The 18,620-nt window shown below is 57.0% G+C and carries 20 protein-coding genes; 16 read left to right on the top strand and 4 right to left on the bottom strand.

Annotation, left to right across the window (positions count from 1 at the left end):
• Window positions 1–60 precede the first annotated feature (60 nt).
• From folC to hisP, 10 genes are all read left to right on the top strand, one after another.
• A complete protein-coding gene (folC, locus tag FEM41_RS22525; protein ID WP_138098653.1) occupies window positions 61–1,329 on the top strand; it encodes a bifunctional tetrahydrofolate synthase/dihydrofolate synthase in 1,269 nt (422 codons plus the stop codon).
• On the top strand, window positions 1,319–1,966 hold the full coding sequence (gene dedD / locus FEM41_RS22520) for a cell division protein DedD (RefSeq protein WP_138098651.1): 648 nt from the start codon (window positions 1,319–1,321) through the stop codon (window positions 1,964–1,966). Before folC ends, dedD begins: the two co-directional genes overlap by 11 nt.
• Before the next feature lie 176 nt (window positions 1,967–2,142).
• Window positions 2,143–2,628, top strand: a complete 486-nt coding sequence (gene cvpA / locus FEM41_RS22515) for a colicin V production protein (protein WP_138098649.1) — start codon at window positions 2,143–2,145, stop codon at window positions 2,626–2,628.
• A 36-nt stretch (window positions 2,629–2,664) separates the two neighbouring features.
• Window positions 2,665–4,182 carry an amidophosphoribosyltransferase gene (gene purF / locus FEM41_RS22510; protein WP_138099305.1) on the top strand — a complete coding sequence of 506 codons (1,518 nt, stop codon included), beginning with the start codon at window positions 2,665–2,667 and terminating at the stop codon, window positions 4,180–4,182.
• 258 nt (window positions 4,183–4,440) lie between these two features.
• Entirely contained in the window at window positions 4,441–5,022 is a 582-nt protein-coding gene (locus FEM41_RS22505; RefSeq protein ID WP_138098647.1) for a UbiX family flavin prenyltransferase, read from the top strand.
• Between the two features lie 257 nt (window positions 5,023–5,279).
• Window positions 5,280–6,056, top strand: a complete 777-nt coding sequence (argT, locus tag FEM41_RS22500; protein ID WP_138098645.1) for a lysine/arginine/ornithine ABC transporter substrate-binding protein ArgT — start codon at window positions 5,280–5,282, stop codon at window positions 6,054–6,056.
• A gap of 194 nt (window positions 6,057–6,250) precedes the next feature.
• Window positions 6,251–7,033 carry a histidine ABC transporter substrate-binding protein HisJ gene (hisJ, locus tag FEM41_RS22495; protein WP_138099304.1) on the top strand — a complete coding sequence of 261 codons (783 nt, stop codon included), beginning with the start codon at window positions 6,251–6,253 and terminating at the stop codon, window positions 7,031–7,033.
• A gap of 67 nt (window positions 7,034–7,100) precedes the next feature.
• Window positions 7,101–7,787: a histidine ABC transporter permease HisQ gene (locus FEM41_RS22490; RefSeq protein WP_138098643.1), complete on the top strand. Its 687-nt coding sequence runs from the start codon at window positions 7,101–7,103 to the stop codon at window positions 7,785–7,787.
• Complete coding sequence (locus FEM41_RS22485; RefSeq protein ID WP_138098641.1) at window positions 7,784–8,500, top strand: ABC transporter permease; 717 nt, start codon at window positions 7,784–7,786, stop codon at window positions 8,498–8,500. Before FEM41_RS22490 ends, FEM41_RS22485 begins: the two co-directional genes overlap by 4 nt.
• Window positions 8,501–8,508: 8 nt before the next feature.
• Window positions 8,509–9,282 (top strand): histidine ABC transporter ATP-binding protein HisP, encoded by a 774-nt coding sequence (hisP, locus tag FEM41_RS22480; RefSeq protein WP_138098639.1) that lies wholly within the window; start codon window positions 8,509–8,511, stop codon window positions 9,280–9,282.
• Window positions 9,283–9,318: 36 nt separating this feature from the next.
• On the opposite strand, the gene FEM41_RS22475 is transcribed toward hisP, so the two are convergent.
• Entirely contained in the window at window positions 9,319–10,236 is a 918-nt protein-coding gene (locus tag FEM41_RS22475; RefSeq protein WP_138098637.1) for an Rpn family recombination-promoting nuclease/putative transposase, read from the bottom strand.
• Between the two features lie 94 nt (window positions 10,237–10,330).
• Complete coding sequence (locus FEM41_RS22470; RefSeq protein WP_138099303.1) at window positions 10,331–11,281, bottom strand: sugar-binding transcriptional regulator; 951 nt, start codon at window positions 11,279–11,281, stop codon at window positions 10,331–10,333.
• Window positions 11,282–11,484: 203 nt separating this feature from the next.
• Between FEM41_RS22470 and dalD the strand changes: the two genes are divergently transcribed.
• Complete coding sequence (gene dalD, locus FEM41_RS22465; protein WP_138098635.1) at window positions 11,485–12,873, top strand: D-arabinitol 4-dehydrogenase; 1,389 nt, start codon at window positions 11,485–11,487, stop codon at window positions 12,871–12,873.
• A 65-nt stretch (window positions 12,874–12,938) separates the two neighbouring features.
• Window positions 12,939–14,219: an MFS transporter gene (locus FEM41_RS22460; protein WP_138098633.1), complete on the top strand. Its 1,281-nt coding sequence runs from the start codon at window positions 12,939–12,941 to the stop codon at window positions 14,217–14,219.
• Window positions 14,220–14,222: 3 nt separating this feature from the next.
• Here the strand turns inward: FEM41_RS22460 and FEM41_RS22455 are convergent, their stop codons facing one another.
• A complete protein-coding gene (locus FEM41_RS22455) occupies window positions 14,223–15,131 on the bottom strand; it encodes a TIGR01777 family oxidoreductase (RefSeq protein ID WP_138098631.1) in 909 nt (302 codons plus the stop codon).
• A 95-nt stretch (window positions 15,132–15,226) separates the two neighbouring features.
• Window positions 15,227–16,192: a LysR family transcriptional regulator gene (locus tag FEM41_RS22450; protein ID WP_138098629.1), complete on the bottom strand. Its 966-nt coding sequence runs from the start codon at window positions 16,190–16,192 to the stop codon at window positions 15,227–15,229.
• A 112-nt stretch (window positions 16,193–16,304) separates the two neighbouring features.
• Here FEM41_RS22450 and FEM41_RS22445 point away from each other — a divergent pair, with 112 nt between their 5' ends.
• The 4 genes from FEM41_RS22445 to yfcE all read left to right on the top strand — a co-directional run bounded on the left by FEM41_RS22445 (window position 16,305) and on the right by yfcE (window position 18,588).
• Window positions 16,305–16,742: a DMT family transporter gene (locus FEM41_RS22445; RefSeq protein WP_138098627.1), complete on the top strand. Its 438-nt coding sequence runs from the start codon at window positions 16,305–16,307 to the stop codon at window positions 16,740–16,742.
• A gap of 2 nt (window positions 16,743–16,744) precedes the next feature.
• Complete coding sequence (locus tag FEM41_RS22440) at window positions 16,745–17,224, top strand: DMT family transporter (protein ID WP_138099302.1); 480 nt, start codon at window positions 16,745–16,747, stop codon at window positions 17,222–17,224.
• 105 nt (window positions 17,225–17,329) lie between these two features.
• Complete coding sequence (gene yfcF, locus FEM41_RS22435; RefSeq protein WP_138098625.1) at window positions 17,330–17,977, top strand: glutathione transferase; 648 nt, start codon at window positions 17,330–17,332, stop codon at window positions 17,975–17,977.
• A gap of 59 nt (window positions 17,978–18,036) precedes the next feature.
• Complete coding sequence (yfcE, locus tag FEM41_RS22430; RefSeq protein WP_138098623.1) at window positions 18,037–18,588, top strand: phosphodiesterase; 552 nt, start codon at window positions 18,037–18,039, stop codon at window positions 18,586–18,588.
• Window positions 18,589–18,620: the final 32 nt, after the last annotated feature.

Raw genomic sequence — 18,620 nt, 5'->3', positions numbered from 1 at the left:
AGGGGCAGGGCCGCAGGGCGCTGCCCTTCGTATTTCTGAACCCTGATTACAGAAACGGGCATCATGGAAAAATCTATTCCACAAGCCACGTCGTCTCTGGGCACGTGGCTTTCTTATCTTGAAAATCTGCACAGTTTAACCATCGATCTGGGCCTGGAACGGGTAAGCCAGGTTGGCAGCGCGCTGGATGTTCTGAAGCCAGCGCCTTTCGTTTTTACCGTTGCCGGAACCAATGGCAAAGGCACCACCTGCCGAACTCTGGAAGCCATGCTGCTCTCTGCCGGGCTGCGGGTTGGAGTTTACAGTTCGCCGCATCTGGTGCGCTATACCGAACGGGTCCGGATTCAGGGCGAAGAATTGCCGGAAACGCGCCATACCGCCTCATTCGCGGCAATCGAAGCCGCGCGCGGCGAAACCTCGCTGAGCTACTTTGAGTACGGCACCCTTTCTGCGCTGTGGCTGTTTAAGCAGTCATCGCTGGATGTGGCCATTCTTGAGGTGGGGCTGGGAGGCCGTCTGGATGCAACAAACATCGTGGACGCCGACGTGGCGGTGATTACCAGTATCGCGCTGGATCATACCGACTGGTTGGGGCCGGATCGCGAAAGTATTGGCCGTGAAAAGGCGGGGATCTTCCGTACCGATAAATCTGCGGTGGTGGGGGAGCCGGATATGCCGGAAACCATTAGCGAAGTGGCCCGGGAAAAGGGCGCAATGCTGCGCCGCCGCGGGGTGGAGTGGGATTACGAAGTGACCGGCGATACCTGGCGCTATCGCGATGCCGCAGGCGTGCTGGAAGCGCTACCGCAGCCCCTTGTGCCGCAGCCCAACGCCGCCACGGCGCTGGCGGCGCTGCGCGCCAGTCATCTTCCGGTAGGAGAGACCGCCATTCGCGAAGGACTACGCCAGGCAATGTTGCCGGGCCGCTTCCAGCAGGTCGGCGAGTCGCCGCGGGTGATTCTTGACGTGGCCCATAATCCCCATGCAGCGGCTTATCTGGCCGGGCGCCTGAAGACGTTGCCGCGTGAAGGGCGGGTACTGGCGGTGGTGGGAATGCTGCACGATAAGGACATCGCCGGTACGCTTGCCTGTCTGGAGCCGATGGTGGATAGCTGGTATTGTGCTCCGTTGGAGGGGCCGCGCGGTGCGACGGCGCAGCAGCTGATTGAGCACCTCGGTAAGGGGCAATGTTTTGATAGCGTGGCACAGGCGTGGCACGCCGCCCTGGGTGAGGCCCGGCCCCAGGATACGGTGCTGGTGTGTGGTTCTTTCCACACGGTAGCCCACGTAATGGAAGAGATGGAGGCGGTGAAACGAGGTGGCGAGTAAGTTTCAGAACCGATTGGTAGGCACTATCGTGCTGGTGGCGCTGGGCGTCATCGTGTTGCCAGGTCTGTTGGACGGGCAGAAAAAGCATTATCAGGATGAGTTTGCCGCCATTCCCCTGGTTCCCAGACCGGGGGACAGCGATGAACCGGATATGCTGCCGGATGCCGGCGCCGCGCTTCCGGCGCAGCCGCCGGAAGGGGCGGGCGAAGAGGTCCGCGCCAGCAGCGCCACGCCGACGGTGGATACCCGTCGGCTGTCTGGCGGTACCGAGACGCAAGTCAGCGAGCCGGAACCGGTCGTACAGCCTGAGCCGGTGAAACCGCGCGAGCAGCCGAAACCAGCGCCGAAGCCTGCGCCTGAACCTGCTAAACCCGCTCAGCAGGAAAAACCGCCGGTGGGTAAGGCATACGTGGTACAGCTGGGGGCGTTGAAGAACGCCGATAAGGTCAGCGAAATCGTGGCTAAACTTCGCGGCGCTGGCTACCGGGTGTACACTATTCCGTCCACGCCGGTACAGGGCAAAATTACCCGCATTCTGGTTGGACCGGATGCGTCGAAGGATAAACTGAAATCCTCCCTCGGTGAGCTGAAGAGTCTTTCAGGCCTGAGCGGTGTCGTGATGAACTACAGTCCGTAACCGACGCCGGGCAAGCCGGAACGGCGAAATGTGGTGGAGTGGGCAATCAGCGGTTGAACGTTTTTTGCCCACTTTTTCTTTTCTGCGATGCGAAGGAAACCGCTACGCAAACGTTTTCTTTTTCTGTTAGAATGCGCCCCGAACAGGATGTCAGGGCAAGTAGGTACGGAACGAATATGGTCTGGATTGATTACGCCATTATTGCGGTCATCGGCTTTTCCTGTCTGGTAAGCCTGGTCCGCGGGTTTGTGCGCGAAGCGCTGTCGCTGGTTACCTGGGGATGCGCTTTCTTTGTCGCGAGCCACTACTACACTTACCTGGCAACCTGGTTCACAGGCTTTGAGGACGAACTGGTTCGTAATGGGATAGCGATAACGATACTGTTTATCGCCACGCTTATCGTCGGTGCTGTCGTGAACTACGTGATAGGCCAACTGGTCGAAAAGACCGGCCTGTCCGGAACGGACAGAGTGTTGGGGGTCTGCTTCGGCGCCTTAAGGGGCGTGCTGATTGTCTCCGCCATCCTCTTCTTCCTGGACTCTTTCACCGGTATGGCGAAGAGCGAAGACTGGCAGAAGTCGCAGCTTATCCCACAATTCAGTTTCATCATCAGATGGTTCTTTGACTATCTGCAAAGCTCGTCAAGTTTCTTGCCCCGGTAACCACGCCGGGGTTGCGGCTTAATGAGGAATGACAACATGTGCGGTATTGTCGGTATCGCCGGTGTAATGCCGGTAAACCAGTCGATCTATGACGCGTTAACGGTGCTTCAGCACCGCGGGCAGGATGCCGCAGGCATCATCACCATCGATGCGAACAACTGTTTTCGCCTGCGTAAGGCCAACGGTCTGGTGAATGATGTGTTTGAAGCCCGCCATATGCAGCGGCTGCAGGGGAACATGGGAATCGGTCACGTCCGTTACCCCACCGCCGGCAGCTCCAGCGCCTCTGAAGCCCAGCCTTTCTACGTTAACTCTCCGTACGGGATTACGCTGGCGCACAACGGCAATCTGACCAACGCCCACGAGCTGCGTAAGATGCTGTTTGAAGAGAAGCGTCGCCATATCAATACCACCTCCGATTCTGAAATCCTGCTCAATATCTTTGCCAGCGAGCTGGATAACTTCCGCCACTACCCGCTGGATCCGGACAACATCTTCGCGGCCGTAGCCGCCACTAATCAGCAGATTCGCGGCGCTTACGCCTGTGTGGCGATGATTATTGGTCACGGCATGGTGGCCTTTCGCGATCCTAACGGTATCCGCCCGCTGGTGCTGGGCAAGCGCGATGTGGGCGATGGCCGTACCGAGTATATGGTGGCCTCCGAAAGCGTGGCGCTGGATACCCTGGGCTTTGAGTTTCTGCGTGATGTGGCCTCTGGTGAGGCTGTCTACATCACCGAGAAAGGGCAGCTCTATACCCGTCAGTGTGCGGAAAATCCCACTACCACGCCCTGTCTGTTCGAGTATGTCTACTTTGCACGGCCGGACTCCTTCCTGGACAAAATCTCCGTCTACAGTGCGCGGGTGGGTATGGGGCGCAAGCTGGGTGAGAAGATCGCCCGCGAGTGGGAAGATCTGGATATTGATGTGGTGATCCCTATTCCGGAAACCTCCTGCGATATCGCGCTGGAGATTGCGCGGATCCTCAATAAACCCTATCGCCAGGGCTTTGTGAAAAACCGCTATGTCGGTCGCACCTTTATCATGCCTGGCCAGCAGCAGCGCCGTAAGTCGGTGCGTCGTAAGCTCAATGCCAACCGCGCTGAGTTCCGTGACAAGAACGTGCTGCTGGTGGACGATTCCATCGTACGTGGCACCACCTCGGAGCAGATTATCGAGATGGCGCGCGAAGCCGGGGCGAAAAAGGTATATCTGGCCTCTGCGGCGCCGGAGATTCGTTTCCCTAACGTTTACGGCATCGATATGCCTTCCGCCAATGAGCTGATCGCTCACGGTCGGGAAGTGGAAGAGATTCGCCAGATTATTGGCGCCGATGGTCTGATCTTCCAGGGGCTGGAAGATCTCATTGAAGCGGTACGCGCCGAGAATCCCGATATTGAGCAGTTCGAATGCTCGGTATTTAACGGAGTCTATGTGACGAAGGATGTGGATCTGAAGTATCTGGAGTTCCTTGACTCACTGCGTAACGACGACGTGAAGGCAATGCAGCTCCAGAACGAGGTCGAAAGCCTGGAGATGCATAACGAAGGCTGACCTGACCAGTGGCGGCTCCCTTCCCGGGAGCCGTCAGGTTGATGACAAAGAGGGAAAAACGTGGTTTTTCCCTCTTTGTGGTTATCAGCCAAAAATCAATGAATTGATTTTCCGTGTTAATTTTTCTGGTGATTCAGGCCGAACGCGTTCGGCCCAGGTTTGTCATCAGTCTCACGGCTCCCTTTCCGGGAGCCGTCTTGCATCATGCGCCATAATCCGGCACAGTTGCCGCACCTTTGATATGAGATGGGCGTAAGCATGAAGCGACTGATTGTAGGTATATCCGGGGCCAGTGGCGCGATTTACGGCGTACGACTGCTGGAGGTGCTACAGCCGCAGCCGGATATCGAAACTCACCTGGTGATGAGCCAGGCTGCCCGCCAGACCCTGGCGCTGGAAACAGACCTTCAATTGCGCGATGTCCATGCGCTGGCTGATGTGGTTCACGACCCGCGCGATATTGGCGCCAGTATCTCTTCCGGTTCGTTCCGGACCCACGGTATGGTTATTCTTCCCTGCTCCATTAAAACGCTGTCTGGCATCGTAAACAGTTATACCGACGGTTTGTTGACCCGCAGCGCTGATGTGGTGCTCAAGGAGCGACGCCAGCTGGTGCTGTGCGTACGGGAAACGCCGCTGCATCTGGGGCACCTGCACCTGATGACCCGGGCCGCGGAAATGGGGGCGCTGATTATGCCGCCGATGCCGGCCTTTTATCATCGTCCGCAAAGCCTGGAGGATCTGATCGATCAGACTGTCAACCGGGTACTGGATCAGTTCAATATCGAACTGCCGCAGGATCTCTTTAACCGCTGGCAGGGCACCGCAAAGGTGCGCTGATAAGGGAAATCTGCAACGCCTTGCCCCAGGATGGGGCAAATCTGTAATCGCGATCATATCCTGACAAATTACTTCCCCTCTGCAATCTGTTTTTCTGCTGTCGCTGTTCTGAAGCTGCTATCTTTTGCCTGTCGGTAACTTTTTCTTAACATTTTCTGTCTGCCAGACTGGCATAAGACGTGCAAATAGTTTGTGGTAGTCCCGGCTATGCAACACAACATCTGATAATAAAATTTCCCCGTACAGAGGAACCTCCAATGAAAAAGCAGGCTCTTGCGCTCACTCTGCTCTTTGGCCTTACCAGCAGCGCGTTCTCGGCACTTCCGCAGACTATTCGTATCGGGACCGATGCCACCTATGCGCCATTCTCATCACTCAATACCCAGGGGCAGGTGGTCGGTTTTGATATCGACCTGGGGAATGAAATGTGCAAACGGATGGCGGTAAAGTGCAACTGGGTACCCAGCGACTTCGATGCCCTGATCCCTTCACTCAAGGCGAAGAAGATAGACGCGATTATCTCGTCGCTGTCAATTACCGAAAAGCGTCAGAAGGAGATTGCCTTCTCCGATAAACTTTATGCCGCGGATTCCCGGCTTATTGCCGCTATGGGTTCGCCCATTACACCCACTCTGGATTCGTTGAAGGGTAAACATGTCGGGGTCCTGCAGGGCTCCACTCAGGAGGGATATGCTAACGCCCACTGGCGCACGGCGGGCGTGGATGTGGTGGCCTATCAGAATCAGGATCTGATCTATTCGGATCTGGCTGCCGGGCGTCTGGATGCCGCCTTCCAGGATGAGGTTGCGGCCAGCGAAGGCTTCCTGAAACAGCCTGCCGGAAAAGAGTTTGCTTTCGCGGGACCCGCGGTAAAGGACAAAGCCTTCTTTGGTGACGGAACCGGGGTGGGGCTGCGTAAGGAAGATAGCGAGCTGAAAGCGGCAATGGATAAGGCGCTGGCAGAGATACGTAAAGATGGCACTTACGACAGGATGGCGAAAAAATACTTCGATTTTAACGTTTACGGTGACTGAAATGCTATGCACCACTCTGGTGCCAGATGCGCACCAGAGTGGTGCACGGATGCATAGTTAGTCACCCGCGGCAGATAAAAATTAGTAATTAAGGCGGAAAGCTTTGGCCTCTGTCATGGAAAAATGGCAGGATAGCCGGTACGCCTGTTGTTTTTACGGCTTTGATAATAAAGATCGCTCAGCTGAGGATAATGATGAAAAAGTTGGCTTTGTCTCTCTCTCTGGTGCTGGCATTTTCCAGCGTTTCCGGCGCCCTGGCTGCCGTTCCCCAAAAACTACGCATCGGTACCGATCCCACTTATGCCCCCTTCGAATCGAAGAGCCCCAGCGGTGAGCTGGTCGGTTTTGACATCGATCTGGCGAAGGAGCTGTGTAACCGCATTAAGACGCAATGTACCTTCGTGGAAAGCCCGCTCGACGCGCTGATCCCGATGCTGAAAGCGAAGAAAATCGACACCATTATGTCGTCGCTATCGATCACCGAAAAGCGCCAGCAGGAGATCGATTTCACGGATAAACTCTACGCTGCCGACTCCCGTCTGGTGGTGGCAAAGGGCTCCACGATTCAGCCGACTCTGGAAAGCCTGAAAGGTAAGCGTGTGGGTGTGCTGCAGGGCACCACTCAGGAGACCTATGGCAACGTCCACTGGGCGGCTAAGGGGATCGAGATTGTCTCCTATCAGGGGCAGGACAACATCTATGCCGACCTGACGGCCGGGCGTATCGACGCCGCTTTTCAGGACGAAGTTGCCGCCAGCGAAGGTTTCCTGAAGCAGCCGGTGGGTAAGGATTATCAGTTTGGCGGTCCGGCGATCAAAGACGAGAAGCTGTTCGGTGTAGGTACCGGTATGGGGTTGCGTAAAGGGGACGACGAGCTGCGCGAAGCCCTGAACCATGCCTTTGCTGAGATGCGCGCCGATGGTACTTACCAGAAGCTGGCAAAGAAGTACTTTGATTTTAATGTGTATGGTGACTGATCGTTACCGTCAGACATGGCGCCCGCAGGCGGTCGCCGCTGTGAATGCTCCCCCATGAGACGGACTGATGCTGTACGGTTATTCACAAGTCATTCTTAACGGCGCGCTGGTGACCCTGGAGCTGGCGCTCAGCTCCCTGGTGCTGGCGGTGCTGATTGGCCTGGCAGGCGCTTCGGCGAAGCTGTCGCGTAATCGTCCTCTGGCCTGGCTGTTCGGCGGCTATACGACCCTGATCCGCGGCGTGCCGGATCTGGTGTTGATGTTGTTGATCTTCTACGGTCTACAGATGGCGCTGAACGGCGTAACCGAAGCGCTGGGCTTTACCCAGATCGATATCGATCCGCTGGCGGCAGGGATCGTAACGCTGGGATTTATCTATGGCGCCTACTTTACCGAAACCTTTCGCGGCGCTTATATGGCAGTCCCCAGGGGACATATCGAGGCCGCCACCGCGTTCGGTATGAGTAGTGCGCAAACCTTCCGACGTATTCTGTTCCCTGCCATGATGCGCTATGCGCTGCCTGGAATTGGCAATAACTGGCAGGTGATTCTGAAGGCCACGGCGCTGGTGTCGCTGCTGGGGCTGGAGGATGTGGTAAAAGCCACCCATCTGGCGGGTAAGGGAACCTGGCAGCCGTTCTGGTTTGCCATTGTCTGCGGCATTATCTATCTGGTGTTCACGACGGTCTCCAACGGCGTGCTCTGGCTGCTTGAGCGTCGTTACTCGGCAGGCGTCAGGAGGGCTGAACTGTGATTGATATTGTGCAGGAGTACTGGAAGTCGCTGCTCTGGACCGACGGCTACCGCTTTACCGGCGTGGCGATCACTCTGTGGCTGCTGATTCTCTCGGTGGTACTGGGGGGCATGCTGGCGCTGTTGCTGGCGGTGTGCCGGGTATCATCGAATAAGTTTCTGTCGCTGCCGGTCTGGCTGTTTACTTATATTTTTCGCGGTACGCCGCTTTACGTGCAACTGCTGGTGTTCTATTCCGGAATGTACACCCTGGAGGTGGTCAAGGGCAGCGAGATGCTGAGCGCCTTTTTCCGCAGCGGCCTGAACTGTGCGCTGCTGGCCTTTACCCTGAACACCTGCGCCTATACGACCGAAATCTTTGCCGGTGCCATTCGTTCGGTGCCCCATGGCGAGATCGAGGCGGCGCGAGCCTATGGTTTTTCGCGCTTTAAGATGTATCGCTGTATTATTCTGCCGTCGGCGCTGCGTATCGCGCTGCCTGCTTACAGCAATGAAGTGATCCTGATGTTGCACTCCACGGCGCTGGCTTTTACTGCCACGGTACCGGATCTGCTGAAAATCGCCCGCGACATCAATTCGGCGACCTATCAGCCCTTTACCGCTTTCGGGATCGCAGCCGTGCTGTATCTGATTATCTCTTATGTGCTGATTAGCCTGTTCCGCCGGGCGGAAAAACGCTGGCTGCGGCACACTAAACCTGCCTCTGCGCACTGAGTACGACCATGTCTGACTATCAATTAAAGGTAACCGATCTGCACAAGCGCTACGGCGAACACGAAGTACTGAAAGGCGTGTCGCTACAGGCTCGGGCGGGTGATGTGATTTCGATTATCGGCTCCTCCGGCTCTGGCAAGAGCACTTTCCTGCGCTGCATTAACTTTCTGGAAAAACCGAGCGAAGGCAGTATTGTGGTCGATAACCAGGAGATTAATCTGGTGCGTGACCGGGACGGTCAGTTGAAAGTGGCGGATAAAAATCAGCTACGCCTGCTGCGCACCCGGCTGACCATGGTGTTTCAGCACTTTAATCTGTGGAGCCATATGACGGTGCTGGAAAATGTCATGGAAGCGCCGGTTCAGGTTCTGGGGTTGAGTATGGCTGAAGCCCGGGAGCGGGCGCAGAAATATCTGGCTAAGGTGGGCATCGATGAGCGCCAGCAGGTTAAGTATCCGGCGCATCTGTCAGGCGGTCAGCAGCAGCGCGTCTCCATTGCCCGGGCGCTGGCGATGGAGCCGGAAGTATTGCTGTTCGATGAGCCGACTTCGGCGCTGGATCCAGAACTGGTCGGCGAGGTGCTACGCATTATGCAGCAGCTGGCGGAAGAGGGGAAAACCATGGTGGTGGTGACCCACGAAATGGGCTTTGCCCGCCACGTTTCCAGCCACGTGATTTTCCTGCATCAGGGCAAAATTGAAGAAGAGGGAGCGCCGCAGGCGGTGTTCGATAATCCTCAGAGTCCACGGCTACGGCAGTTCCTCTCCGGCTCGCTGAAATAATCATGACTTATGAAGCCGTCAGGCGCCTGACGGCTTTCAGTGCCGGGGCGCTTCGCCCAGTTTTGCCAGCTCTTCCGGCGCCAGGCCGGTAATTTGCGCAATCTCTGCGCACGACATTCCGGTGCTGAGCAGTTTTTGGGCGATATGCCGACGGGCCTGCCTTGCCCCCTGACGCTTCCCTTTGCGATGTCCTTTCCGTTCCAGATATTGGGCGATGGTTTGCATACTTTTCTCCTTGTCTTTCGGTAGTCGTTCGGCCAGTTGCCGCAGTAACCGGGCTGGCACACGGGCTTTCCCTGCCAGTAGCAGATAGTTGATCAATGCTTCAACGTGCTGAGGCGGCGTCTCTTTGCTGTGTAGCAGCGGCGACAGCTTGTCCATTAACGCCGTCAGATCCCGGCGACGAATATGTTTTTGCAGCAGCGTGAGTGCCGCCAGACCCCGGTGTCTGAGGATCTCCGCATCGGAAAGCGCCTGAATATCCACCAGGGGCAGCGTGCTGTTGTACAGCCTGCGTGCCCGGGCCGGATCGCTGAAGGCATCGAACCAGCGCAGTGACCATGGCCAGCAGCGAAGTTTCCCCTGGTAGAAGAGCGCCGGAATCACCAGTGGTAATGTGCGGTGTCCTTCGTCCAGATGGCGCTGCATGGTGGCGATGGCATAACGGATTAACCGGAACGCCATGAGCTTGTCCGGCGTACTCTGGTGTTCGATCAGCAAATAAATATATCCTTTGGCGTCCGCCGTTTTCATGCGCCAGAGCACATCGCTGTAAAACGGGCGCAGGCTCTGTTCGACAAAGTTGCCGGACACCAAACTGAGCGTTGATGGGGCGCAAATATCGCGCAGCCAGCCTGGCAGGTGTAACGCAATAAAATCACGGGCCGTGTCAGGATGAGACAATAACTGGCGAAATACGGCGTCGTGCGGGGTTGTTGCAGCGGCTGATCCCATGATGACCTCCCTGTTGATTACCCGGAAATTATCACAGACCAGAGAAGACGCCAGCCGCTAAAATAAAAACTCCGAGACGCCTCGGGAAAATAGTTTATTCCGTCGCCAGCAGCCAGCGGGCCGTCGCTTCGTCAGTCACCAGCCCGGAGATCCAGGCGCCGCGCAGCGCGGCGCGAATCGCCTGATATTTCTGCTGCCCGCCGGCGAAGCCGATAATCGGCCGTGAAGTCTGGCTTTCCAGGGGAACGCTGGTCAGTAACTGGTCGGTTTCGCCATAGATGCGTTCGCCATCGTGGTTAAAGAAGTGCCCCAGCATTTCCCCCACCACGCCACGGTTATTTAGCTGGCGCACCTGCTCATCGGTAATAAAGCCTTCGGTATTCAGGGGGCAGCCAGGCCCCACTTCGCCAATACCCAGGAAGGTGATGCTGGCAGCTCGGGCGCGGTCCGCCACGCGCTGCCAGACCTGGTGGCGGCACCACATTGTTTTATCTTCCGGGCTGTCGGCATAGAGCGGTGCCGGAATGAAGAAATACTTGCCCTGCATTTTCTCCGCCATTTTGAGCGGCATATCGTAGCGGGTGCCGGAGTCATCCTGGGCGATGGCGCCTATCATCGAGACGCACTGGTGCTGGGGGCGTTCCAGCCAGGGGAGGGCGTCGACAATGGCGCCCAGGGTTTTTCCCGAGCCTATTCCAAAAGTCTGGGGCGATTCATCGGCAATAAACTGCGCCATCACTTCTGCACCTTCCACTGCCAGAATCTGCAGTGCCGGTTCGTCGCTCAGCGCTCCTGACGGAGCCACCCGGCACAGCGTCAGGCCATATTTTTCCTGAAGCGCACTGGCCAGATCCAGGCAGTAACTCACCGGGTGACGAATACTGACGCTGACAATCCCCATTTCGCGCGCCGAGGAGACCAGTCGCTGAGCCACCTGGCGTGAGACCCCCAGCGCCTGGGCCACCTCCTGCTGGGTAAGACCGGCAACGTAGTACATCCAGGCGGCGCGTGCCGCGAGTTCCTGTTTTTTCTCTTCTTTATTCATCATCGTGTCCGATTCTGTCCTGCCGTCATTCTATCCCTGAAGCGTTATTTTCCATAGTGAGCAAAAGCCCTTTAAAAAAGCAAATATTCAAAATGAGGCGTAGATCGCGGAAAAAAACACCATTCGGCAACTACTATTCAACAACTTTTTAAGAATAGGGCAAATGCTCTTTCATTTGGCAAATATTTAAAACCGGAGCGACTATGACGACGAAATCGGTGTGGATGCATATCGGCGCAGGCTCTTTCCATCGCGCGCATCAGGCCTGGTACCTGCACAAACTGAGGGAGCAGGGGGATGATGCGTGGAGTATCGCCCTGGGCAATGTGCGCTCCGATGCGGCGGCGTTACTGGAACGGCTGGCAGCCCAGCAGGGGAAATACGTGCTGGAGACGGTGACGCCCGACGGCGAGCGGGAATGGGAGACCATTACCTCCATCCGCCGCATTCTGCCCTGGGATAGCGAACTGAGCGCGCTGGTGGCTCAGGGAGCGGCGCCGGAGACCCGCATTATTGCCTTCACGGTGACCGAAGCCGGTTACTACTTAACGCCCGATCATGAGCTAGATCTTACCCAGGTAGATATTCAGGCCGATCTGCGCGGCGATGCCTGCACGCTGTATGGCGCGCTGACCCGGATCCTCCACCAACGTATGGCGCAGGGGGGCGCACCGGTGACGCTGTTGAGCTGCGATAACCTGCGCCATAACGGCGGGCGCTTTCGTCACGGTTTTCTCGCCTTCCTGACGGAAAAGGGCGAGCAACCGCTGGCGCAGTGGGTACGTGATAACACGACCTCGCCGGATACCATGGTCGATCGCATCACGCCGCGTCCTACGCCGGACGTGGCGCAGCGGGTAAAAGAGGCCACCGGCTTTGACGACGGGGCGGCAGTGATGGGTGAATCCTTTATCCAGTGGGTTATCGAAGATGACTTTATCGCCGGAAGGCCCGCGCTGGAGAAGGTTGGGGTGGAGATGGTGGATTCGGTACTGCCCTGGGAGGAGGCGAAAATTCGCATTCTGAACGCCACTCACAGCTGTATCGCCTGGGCAGGGACGCTCGTTGGCTACGACTATATCGATGAGAGTACCCGTCAGCCGCAGATACAGCAGATGGCGCGGGAATATATTACCCGCGATGTGATCCCATCGTTAACGCCCAGTCCGCTCGATTTAGCCGATTACCGCGACGTGGTGCTGGCGCGCTTCGCCAATCCGTGGATCCGCGATACCAATCAGCGGGTAGCGGCAGATGGTTTGTCGAAAATTCCTGGCATGGTGACACCAACCCTGATTGAACGCCTGCGGGCCGGGCATACCCCTGAGGCAACCGCGGTGCTACCGGCGCTGTTTTTCCTGTTTCTTGAACGCTGGGCCCAGGATGCGCTGCCCTGGACTTATCAGGATGGCGTGATACAGCCGGAAGCGCTGCGCCAGCGCCTGACCGGCAGCGATCCGCTGGGCAGTTACCTGCGGGATCCCACCCTGTTTGGCGAGCTGGCCCAGGACCGGACATTCCACAAGTTGGTGGCGCACACCGTCGCGCGACTGGAAACCTGGATCGAACAGCACCAGCCAGTTTCTGGCTGAATGTAACGAGCGGCCTCTGTACCTGCCTGAGGCCTTTATTTCCGGTAAAAAAAAGGAAGATTGTTATGCAATCTCAATCTAAAGAATACTGGTTTGGCTTACCGACAAAACTGCTGTGGGGATTCATCGCTATCGCGATCTTCATGTCCGGCGACGGATTCGAAATGGCTTTTTTATCGCGACACATTACCGATATGGGTTTTAGCCCTGCCCAGTCGGCAATGGTATTTACGGTATATGGTCTGGCGGCGGCGCTGGCCGCCTGGGCTTCCGGCGTGGTGGCGGAAATCATTACCCCGCAACGGGCAATGCTGATCGGTTTTGTGCTGTGGATCGTCATGCATGCGCTGTTTATGGCGCTGGGACTGGGGATGCGCAACTACCCGCTGATGCTGCTGTTCTATGGGATTCGCGGCCTGGCCTATCCGCTGTTTATCTATTCATTTATGTTGCTACTGGTTCAGGTGCTGCCGCGGGAACGGCTGGCGGCGGCCACTGGCTGGTTCTGGGCGATGTATTCGGTCGGTATCGGCGTCGTGGGCAGCTATCTGCCCAGTCTGATCATTCCCGGAATGGGGGAAACCGGAACCCTGTGGTTTGCCATCGCCTGGGTGGCCTGCGGCGGGATCCTCGCCTTTTTCAGTCTGCGTAACGTGGAGGTGGATCGCTCGCGAATGAATCTGCCGCTGCGCGATAAGATGACCGAACTCTCCCGGGCGGTCACCATTCTGTTTGTGAACCGCGATGTGTTCTATGCCTGCCTGATCCGCATTATCAATACCCTGTCACTGTTCGGATTTGCGGTGATTATGCCGCTACTGTTCGTCGATCGGCTGGGTTTTTCCATTTCGGAGTGGTTGCAGATTTGGGCGGTCTTTTTCTTTGTAACCATCTTTACCAATATCTTCTGGGGGATCACCGGAGAGGTTATTGGTTGGATTCGTCAGGTGCGCTGGTTTGGCTGTCTGGGCATGGCTGTCTCCAGCCTGGCGTTCTACTACGTGCCGCTCTGGTTTGGTCATAATTACTGGATGGCGATGGTACCGGCGGTGATGCTGGGCATCTTTGTAGCGGCATTTGTGCCGATGACGGCAGTGTTCCCGACTCTTGAGCCGAATCACAAGGGGGCAGCAGTTTCTATCTATAACCTTTCTGCCGGGCTGAGTAACTTTGTGGCGCCGGCCATTGCTTCGGCGCTACTGCCATTCTTTGATATCGTGGGCGTGGTGTGGGCCTACACCGGACTCTATCTGTTTGCCGGGGTTCTGACCTTTATTATTCGGGTGCCGCAACCAAAGCGAGTCCGGCAACGCACGCCGACCGCTGAGCCGACGCGCCAGGAGTAATCGCTATCTGGAGGAGGTCTGATCCAGCACGTCCTGTAACGCCTCCTCCAGATCGTACCAGCGAAAACCAAAGCCCGATGCCTCCAGCCGTTTGGGTAATGCCCGCTGCCCGCCCAGTACCAGCACTGAAGATTCTCCCATCAACGCCCGGATGGCGAACGCGGGGGCGCGAACCAAAGCAGGCCGCTTCAGGGCATGGCCCAGAGCATGGGCAAACTGCTCGTTGCGGACCGGGTAGGGGGCGACCATATTAAAGGGACCACGTAAATCGTTATCCAGCAGCCAGATAATGGCGTTGACCATATCATCAATATGGATCCACGGCAGATACTGACGCCCGCTGCCGCTGGGGCCGCCGAACCCGATGCGAAACAGCGGCAGCAGCTTACCGAGAATACCGCCCTTCGGGGCCAGCACCACGCCGGTACGTAACAGACAGACCCGGGTCTGGTCACCCTGAGCCTGGCAGGCGATCTGTTCCCAGCGGGCACAGAGTTTATGGGTAAACTCGTTATGCGGCGGCTCCTCTTCGGTCACCACCACTTCCCCAAGATCGCCATAATAGCCGGTTGCCGAGCCGGAAATCAGAATGGCGGGCGGTCTGGCGCTGGCTTTAAACAGCGCAACCAGCTGTTCGGTTATCTGCCAGCGGCTCTGGCACAGACGCTCTTTCTGGGCCGTGTTCCAGCGCCGGTCGGCAATAGGCTCTCCCGCCAGATTAATCACAGCATCAAAACCGTCCAGCGAGGCCTGGTCATACAATCCTTTCCACAGGCTGATGCGCGGATCGAGCAGACTCCGCGCCCGCTCCGGGTTGCGCGTGACCACTGTGATTTCATGGCCCAGGCTCAGCAGGCGTGGCGCGAGATGACGGCCGATCAGTCCGGTGCCGCCGGTGATGACAATTTTCATGAGCCCTCCTGAACGGGAACATGCTCCTCTTTCCATCATAGAAGAGCCTGATTAGATAACAAGTATTTGTAATCAATTGAAATCACACTATAAAGCTAAACTTTTTGGTCAGGCTGCCAGCACCATTCGCGTTTATCGCCAGGTAACTTCCAACGGGGCGGTGAGCCGAAACGGTCGATAAAAAAGTCGATAACCGTCCGGACGCTGAGTGACAGGTAACGGGTATGGGGATACAGCATGGCGATCAGCGGCGGTTCCTGATGAGTGGAAACCGTATAGTCTGGCAACAGTAATGCCAGCTGTCGGGTGCGTAGCAGTTCGCCTATCTGCCAGTCGGGCATCATGATAATACCGGCGCCGCTAAGCGCCGCATTGACCAGGGTTTCAGCGTTGTTGGAGGTCAGCGAACCACTCAGCGTCATCACCTGCGGCGTAGTACCGGGGCGGGAGAAGAAGGTGCGTTGAAGCCCCATGGCGCCCTTGTAGACCAGACAATTATGGTTCATCAGGGTGCGGGGCGTTTCGGGTATACCATGGCGCGCCAGGTAGCCGGGGCTGGCCGCCAGCAGCAGTTCCGAACGGTCGACAATGCGGGCGTGGGCGCCGGAGTCTGCCAGCGGACCAATACGAAACAGCAGATCGGCGGCATCGGCCAGCGGATCGATAAACTCATCGGTCTGAACCAGCTCAATCTTCAGATCTGGCCAGGCGCGCCACAGCTCCCCCAGCCAGGGGGCGATATGTTTCTGGCCGAAAACTACCGGGGCGTTAATCCGCACCAGACCGCCAGGGGAGCCTTCCCGTTCGTGAACCCGGCGGGTGGTTTCATCCAGCTCGCTCAGCATAGCGCGAAAGGTCTGGCCGTACTGGCGCCCGATCTCTGTTGCAACGATGGCGCGGGTATTGCGGTACAGTAGCTGGGCGCCGAGTTCGCTTTCCAGTTGCTGAATGATCCTTGATACGGAAGAGGGGGACATGTTCTCCCGCCGGGCAACCTGGGAAAAATTCCCCATCTCCAGTACGGCGACAAACAGTCGCATGCTGCGGATATCCACGCTCATGGTCACTCCATTTATGCGGGAATTGCAAAGGTGTTGTGTAGTTTATCCTGTTTTTAGAATAGATGCTCCCGGCTAACATCTGCGTCATCTCATAAAATCAGGTGTACTGACAATGAAATTACTGGCGGTATTTTTGGTCATTCTGGCCGGAATGGGGCTTTCCGTAGAGGCCGGGCTACTTGGCCCGCTTGGTGAGAAAGTGGGTCACTACTGGGCCAGTCTGAGTCTGTTCGGGATAGAGGCGGCGCTGGCAGGGCTGTTGATGCTGTTCTGGGGACCGCGTAATCCGGTCTCTTTTCTGTCGGCGCCGGGCTGGCAGTTAACCGGCGGTATCTGGGGGCCGCTCTACGTCATTATTCTGACCGTGGCGACGCCGATTATCGGCATCACGCTGTTAATGACCGGCGTGCTGGCGGGCCAGGTTGCTAAAAGTCTGTTGATCGACCACTTTGGGTGGTTCGGTGCGCAGCGGCGCCCGGTTAACGGGAAAAAACTGATCGCGCTGGCGTTTGTCGCTGCCGCGCTGGTACTGATTGCCGGAGGGCGTTAATGATGATTGTGATAATGACTTTACTTGCGCTGGCGGGTGGCGCCTTTCTTAGCGTCCAGGCTGCTGTGAATGCCCGTCTGGGCGCCAGTCAGGGAGCTATCCGCACTGCGTTTCTGACCTTTCTGGTGGGCACCCTGGTCTGCGCGGTTCTGGTTATCTTTTTCGAGCCGCCCCATGCGGTGACGCTGCTGGACGTGCCCAAGTGGCAGCTACTGGGTTCGCTGCTCGGCCTGGTTTACGTGCTGACCATGGTCTTTGCCGTACAGCGGATAGGAACGGCCCTGGCGACGGTGGCGGTGATTCTGGGGCAGCTTAGTATGTCGATTATCATCGACAGCTTTGGCTGGTTGGGCAACAGCGCGATCCCTTTCTCCACGAATCGGGTTCTGGCGGCGATCTGCCTCGCTATTGCGCTGTGGTTTATCTGGCAAAGCCAGCAGGACGAGAAAACGCAGGTCATTCAGGAAGCAGAACAGTCGTAGTTACACGGCATCAGGATTTGGCTGATTCTTCTGTGATGGCCGGGCTTTTTTGTCCGGCCTGAACCAGGCTACATTATTGATTCCAATAATCGCAGTGAGAATGCCATGAATCAGCCAGTGATAACGCTATGGAGCGATGCTCAGTATTTTAGCCCCTGGGTTATGTCGGTTTATGTCTCCCTGATGGAAAAGGGGGTGCCTTTTACTCTGGAAACCGTCGATCTGGAACAGCAGGCGAACCTGAATCCGACATGGCCAGGCTATGGCGTGACCCGACGGGTGCCACTGCTGGAGATTGACGGTTTTGCCCTGAGCGAATCATCGGCGATTGACGAATATCTGGAAGAGCGTTTTGCGCCACCCACCTGGGAACGGCTTTATCCGTTCGATCGCGAAAAACGGGCTCAGGCGCGGCAGCTCCAGGCCTGGATACGCAGCGGCCTTGTCGGGCTGCGGGCCGCGCGTCCTACCGACGTTATTTTCGCCGCTGCCCGGCGTCCTCCCCTTGATGAAAGCGTACAGCGTGAAGTGAACAGCCTGTTCAGTCTTGCGCAATCGCTACTGGCCCAGGGATCGCAAAATTTGTTTGGTGAGTGGTGTATTGCCGACAGCGATTTAGCGCTGATGCTCAACCGACTGGTGATGCACGGCGATACCGTGCCGCCGCGCCTTGCGGAATATGCCGGCTTCCAGTGGCAGCGCGCCTCTGTGCAGCGTTTTGTCGCACTATCGGCAAAGGCAGCCGCAGGCTGAACCGTGCTAAAAAATCCGTTATCATTACCTCCTGTCTGATTTACACGGGTATAAGTGAAATGAAACTGATGTTCGCATCGGATATTCACGGTTCGCTGTCGGCCACTGAAAAAGTGCTGGAACGCTTTGCCGCCAGCGGCGCGCAGTGGCTGATTCTGCTGGGAGACTTGCTGAATCACGGCCCGCGCAACGCGCTGCCGGAAGATTACCAGCCTGCCCGGGTGGCGGAACGCCTTAACAAAGCGGCTGAGCGCATTATTGCGGTACGCGGCAACTGTGATAGCGAAGTGGATCAGATGCTGCTGAACTTTCCCATTACCGCTCCCTGGCAGCAGGTTTTACTGCCGCACGGGCGATTGTTTCTGACCCACGGCCATCTTTATCATCCGGATAAGCTGCCCGCTCTGGCGGCAGGCGATGTGCTGGTCAGCGGCCATACCCATATCCCGATGGCGGAGCGCCGCGGCGAGATTTTTGTCTTCAATCCCGGTTCGGTCAGCATCCCAAAGGGGGGCTTTGCGGCCAGCTATGGAATGCTGGATGATGGACTTCTGAGCGTTTATAGCCTTGAAGATAACGCGCTTATTGCGCAGCAGGATATAACACCGTAATTTGACTGACGACCAGGCATTGCCTGACCATT

Origin of the sequence: Jejubacter calystegiae, from assembly GCF_005671395.1 — a bacterium.
Lineage (GTDB): Bacteria > Pseudomonadota > Gammaproteobacteria > Enterobacterales > Enterobacteriaceae > Jejubacter > Jejubacter calystegiae.
The sequence above is the reverse complement of the archived record's forward strand: the minus strand, read 5'-3'. Positions and strand labels throughout refer to the sequence as shown.

Excerpts from the sequence above, each read along its gene's own strand:
- cvpA (WP_138098649.1), top strand. The coding sequence starts at position 2,143 with ATGGTCTGGATTGATTACGCCATTATTGCGGTCATCGGCTTTTCCTGT.
- purF (WP_138099305.1), top strand. The coding sequence starts at position 2,665 with ATGTGCGGTATTGTCGGTATCGCCGGTGTAATGCCGGTAAACCAGTCG.
- FEM41_RS22505 (WP_138098647.1), top strand. The coding sequence starts at position 4,441 with ATGAAGCGACTGATTGTAGGTATATCCGGGGCCAGTGGCGCGATTTAC.
- argT (WP_138098645.1), top strand. The coding sequence starts at position 5,280 with ATGAAAAAGCAGGCTCTTGCGCTCACTCTGCTCTTTGGCCTTACCAGC.
- hisJ (WP_138099304.1), top strand. The coding sequence starts at position 6,251 with ATGAAAAAGTTGGCTTTGTCTCTCTCTCTGGTGCTGGCATTTTCCAGC.
- FEM41_RS22490 (WP_138098643.1), top strand. The coding sequence starts at position 7,101 with ATGCTGTACGGTTATTCACAAGTCATTCTTAACGGCGCGCTGGTGACC.
- hisP (WP_138098639.1), top strand. The coding sequence starts at position 8,509 with ATGTCTGACTATCAATTAAAGGTAACCGATCTGCACAAGCGCTACGGC.
- FEM41_RS22475 (WP_138098637.1), bottom strand. The coding sequence starts at position 10,236 with ATGGGATCAGCCGCTGCAACAACCCCGCACGACGCCGTATTTCGCCAG.
- FEM41_RS22470 (WP_138099303.1), bottom strand. The coding sequence starts at position 11,281 with ATGAATAAAGAAGAGAAAAAACAGGAACTCGCGGCACGCGCCGCCTGG.
- dalD (WP_138098635.1), top strand. The coding sequence starts at position 11,485 with ATGACGACGAAATCGGTGTGGATGCATATCGGCGCAGGCTCTTTCCAT.
- FEM41_RS22460 (WP_138098633.1), top strand. The coding sequence starts at position 12,939 with ATGCAATCTCAATCTAAAGAATACTGGTTTGGCTTACCGACAAAACTG.
- FEM41_RS22455 (WP_138098631.1), bottom strand. The coding sequence starts at position 15,131 with ATGAAAATTGTCATCACCGGCGGCACCGGACTGATCGGCCGTCATCTC.
- FEM41_RS22450 (WP_138098629.1), bottom strand. The coding sequence starts at position 16,192 with ATGAGCGTGGATATCCGCAGCATGCGACTGTTTGTCGCCGTACTGGAG.
- FEM41_RS22445 (WP_138098627.1), top strand. The coding sequence starts at position 16,305 with ATGAAATTACTGGCGGTATTTTTGGTCATTCTGGCCGGAATGGGGCTT.
- FEM41_RS22440 (WP_138099302.1), top strand. The coding sequence starts at position 16,745 with ATGATTGTGATAATGACTTTACTTGCGCTGGCGGGTGGCGCCTTTCTT.
- yfcF (WP_138098625.1), top strand. The coding sequence starts at position 17,330 with ATGAATCAGCCAGTGATAACGCTATGGAGCGATGCTCAGTATTTTAGC.
- yfcE (WP_138098623.1), top strand. The coding sequence starts at position 18,037 with ATGAAACTGATGTTCGCATCGGATATTCACGGTTCGCTGTCGGCCACT.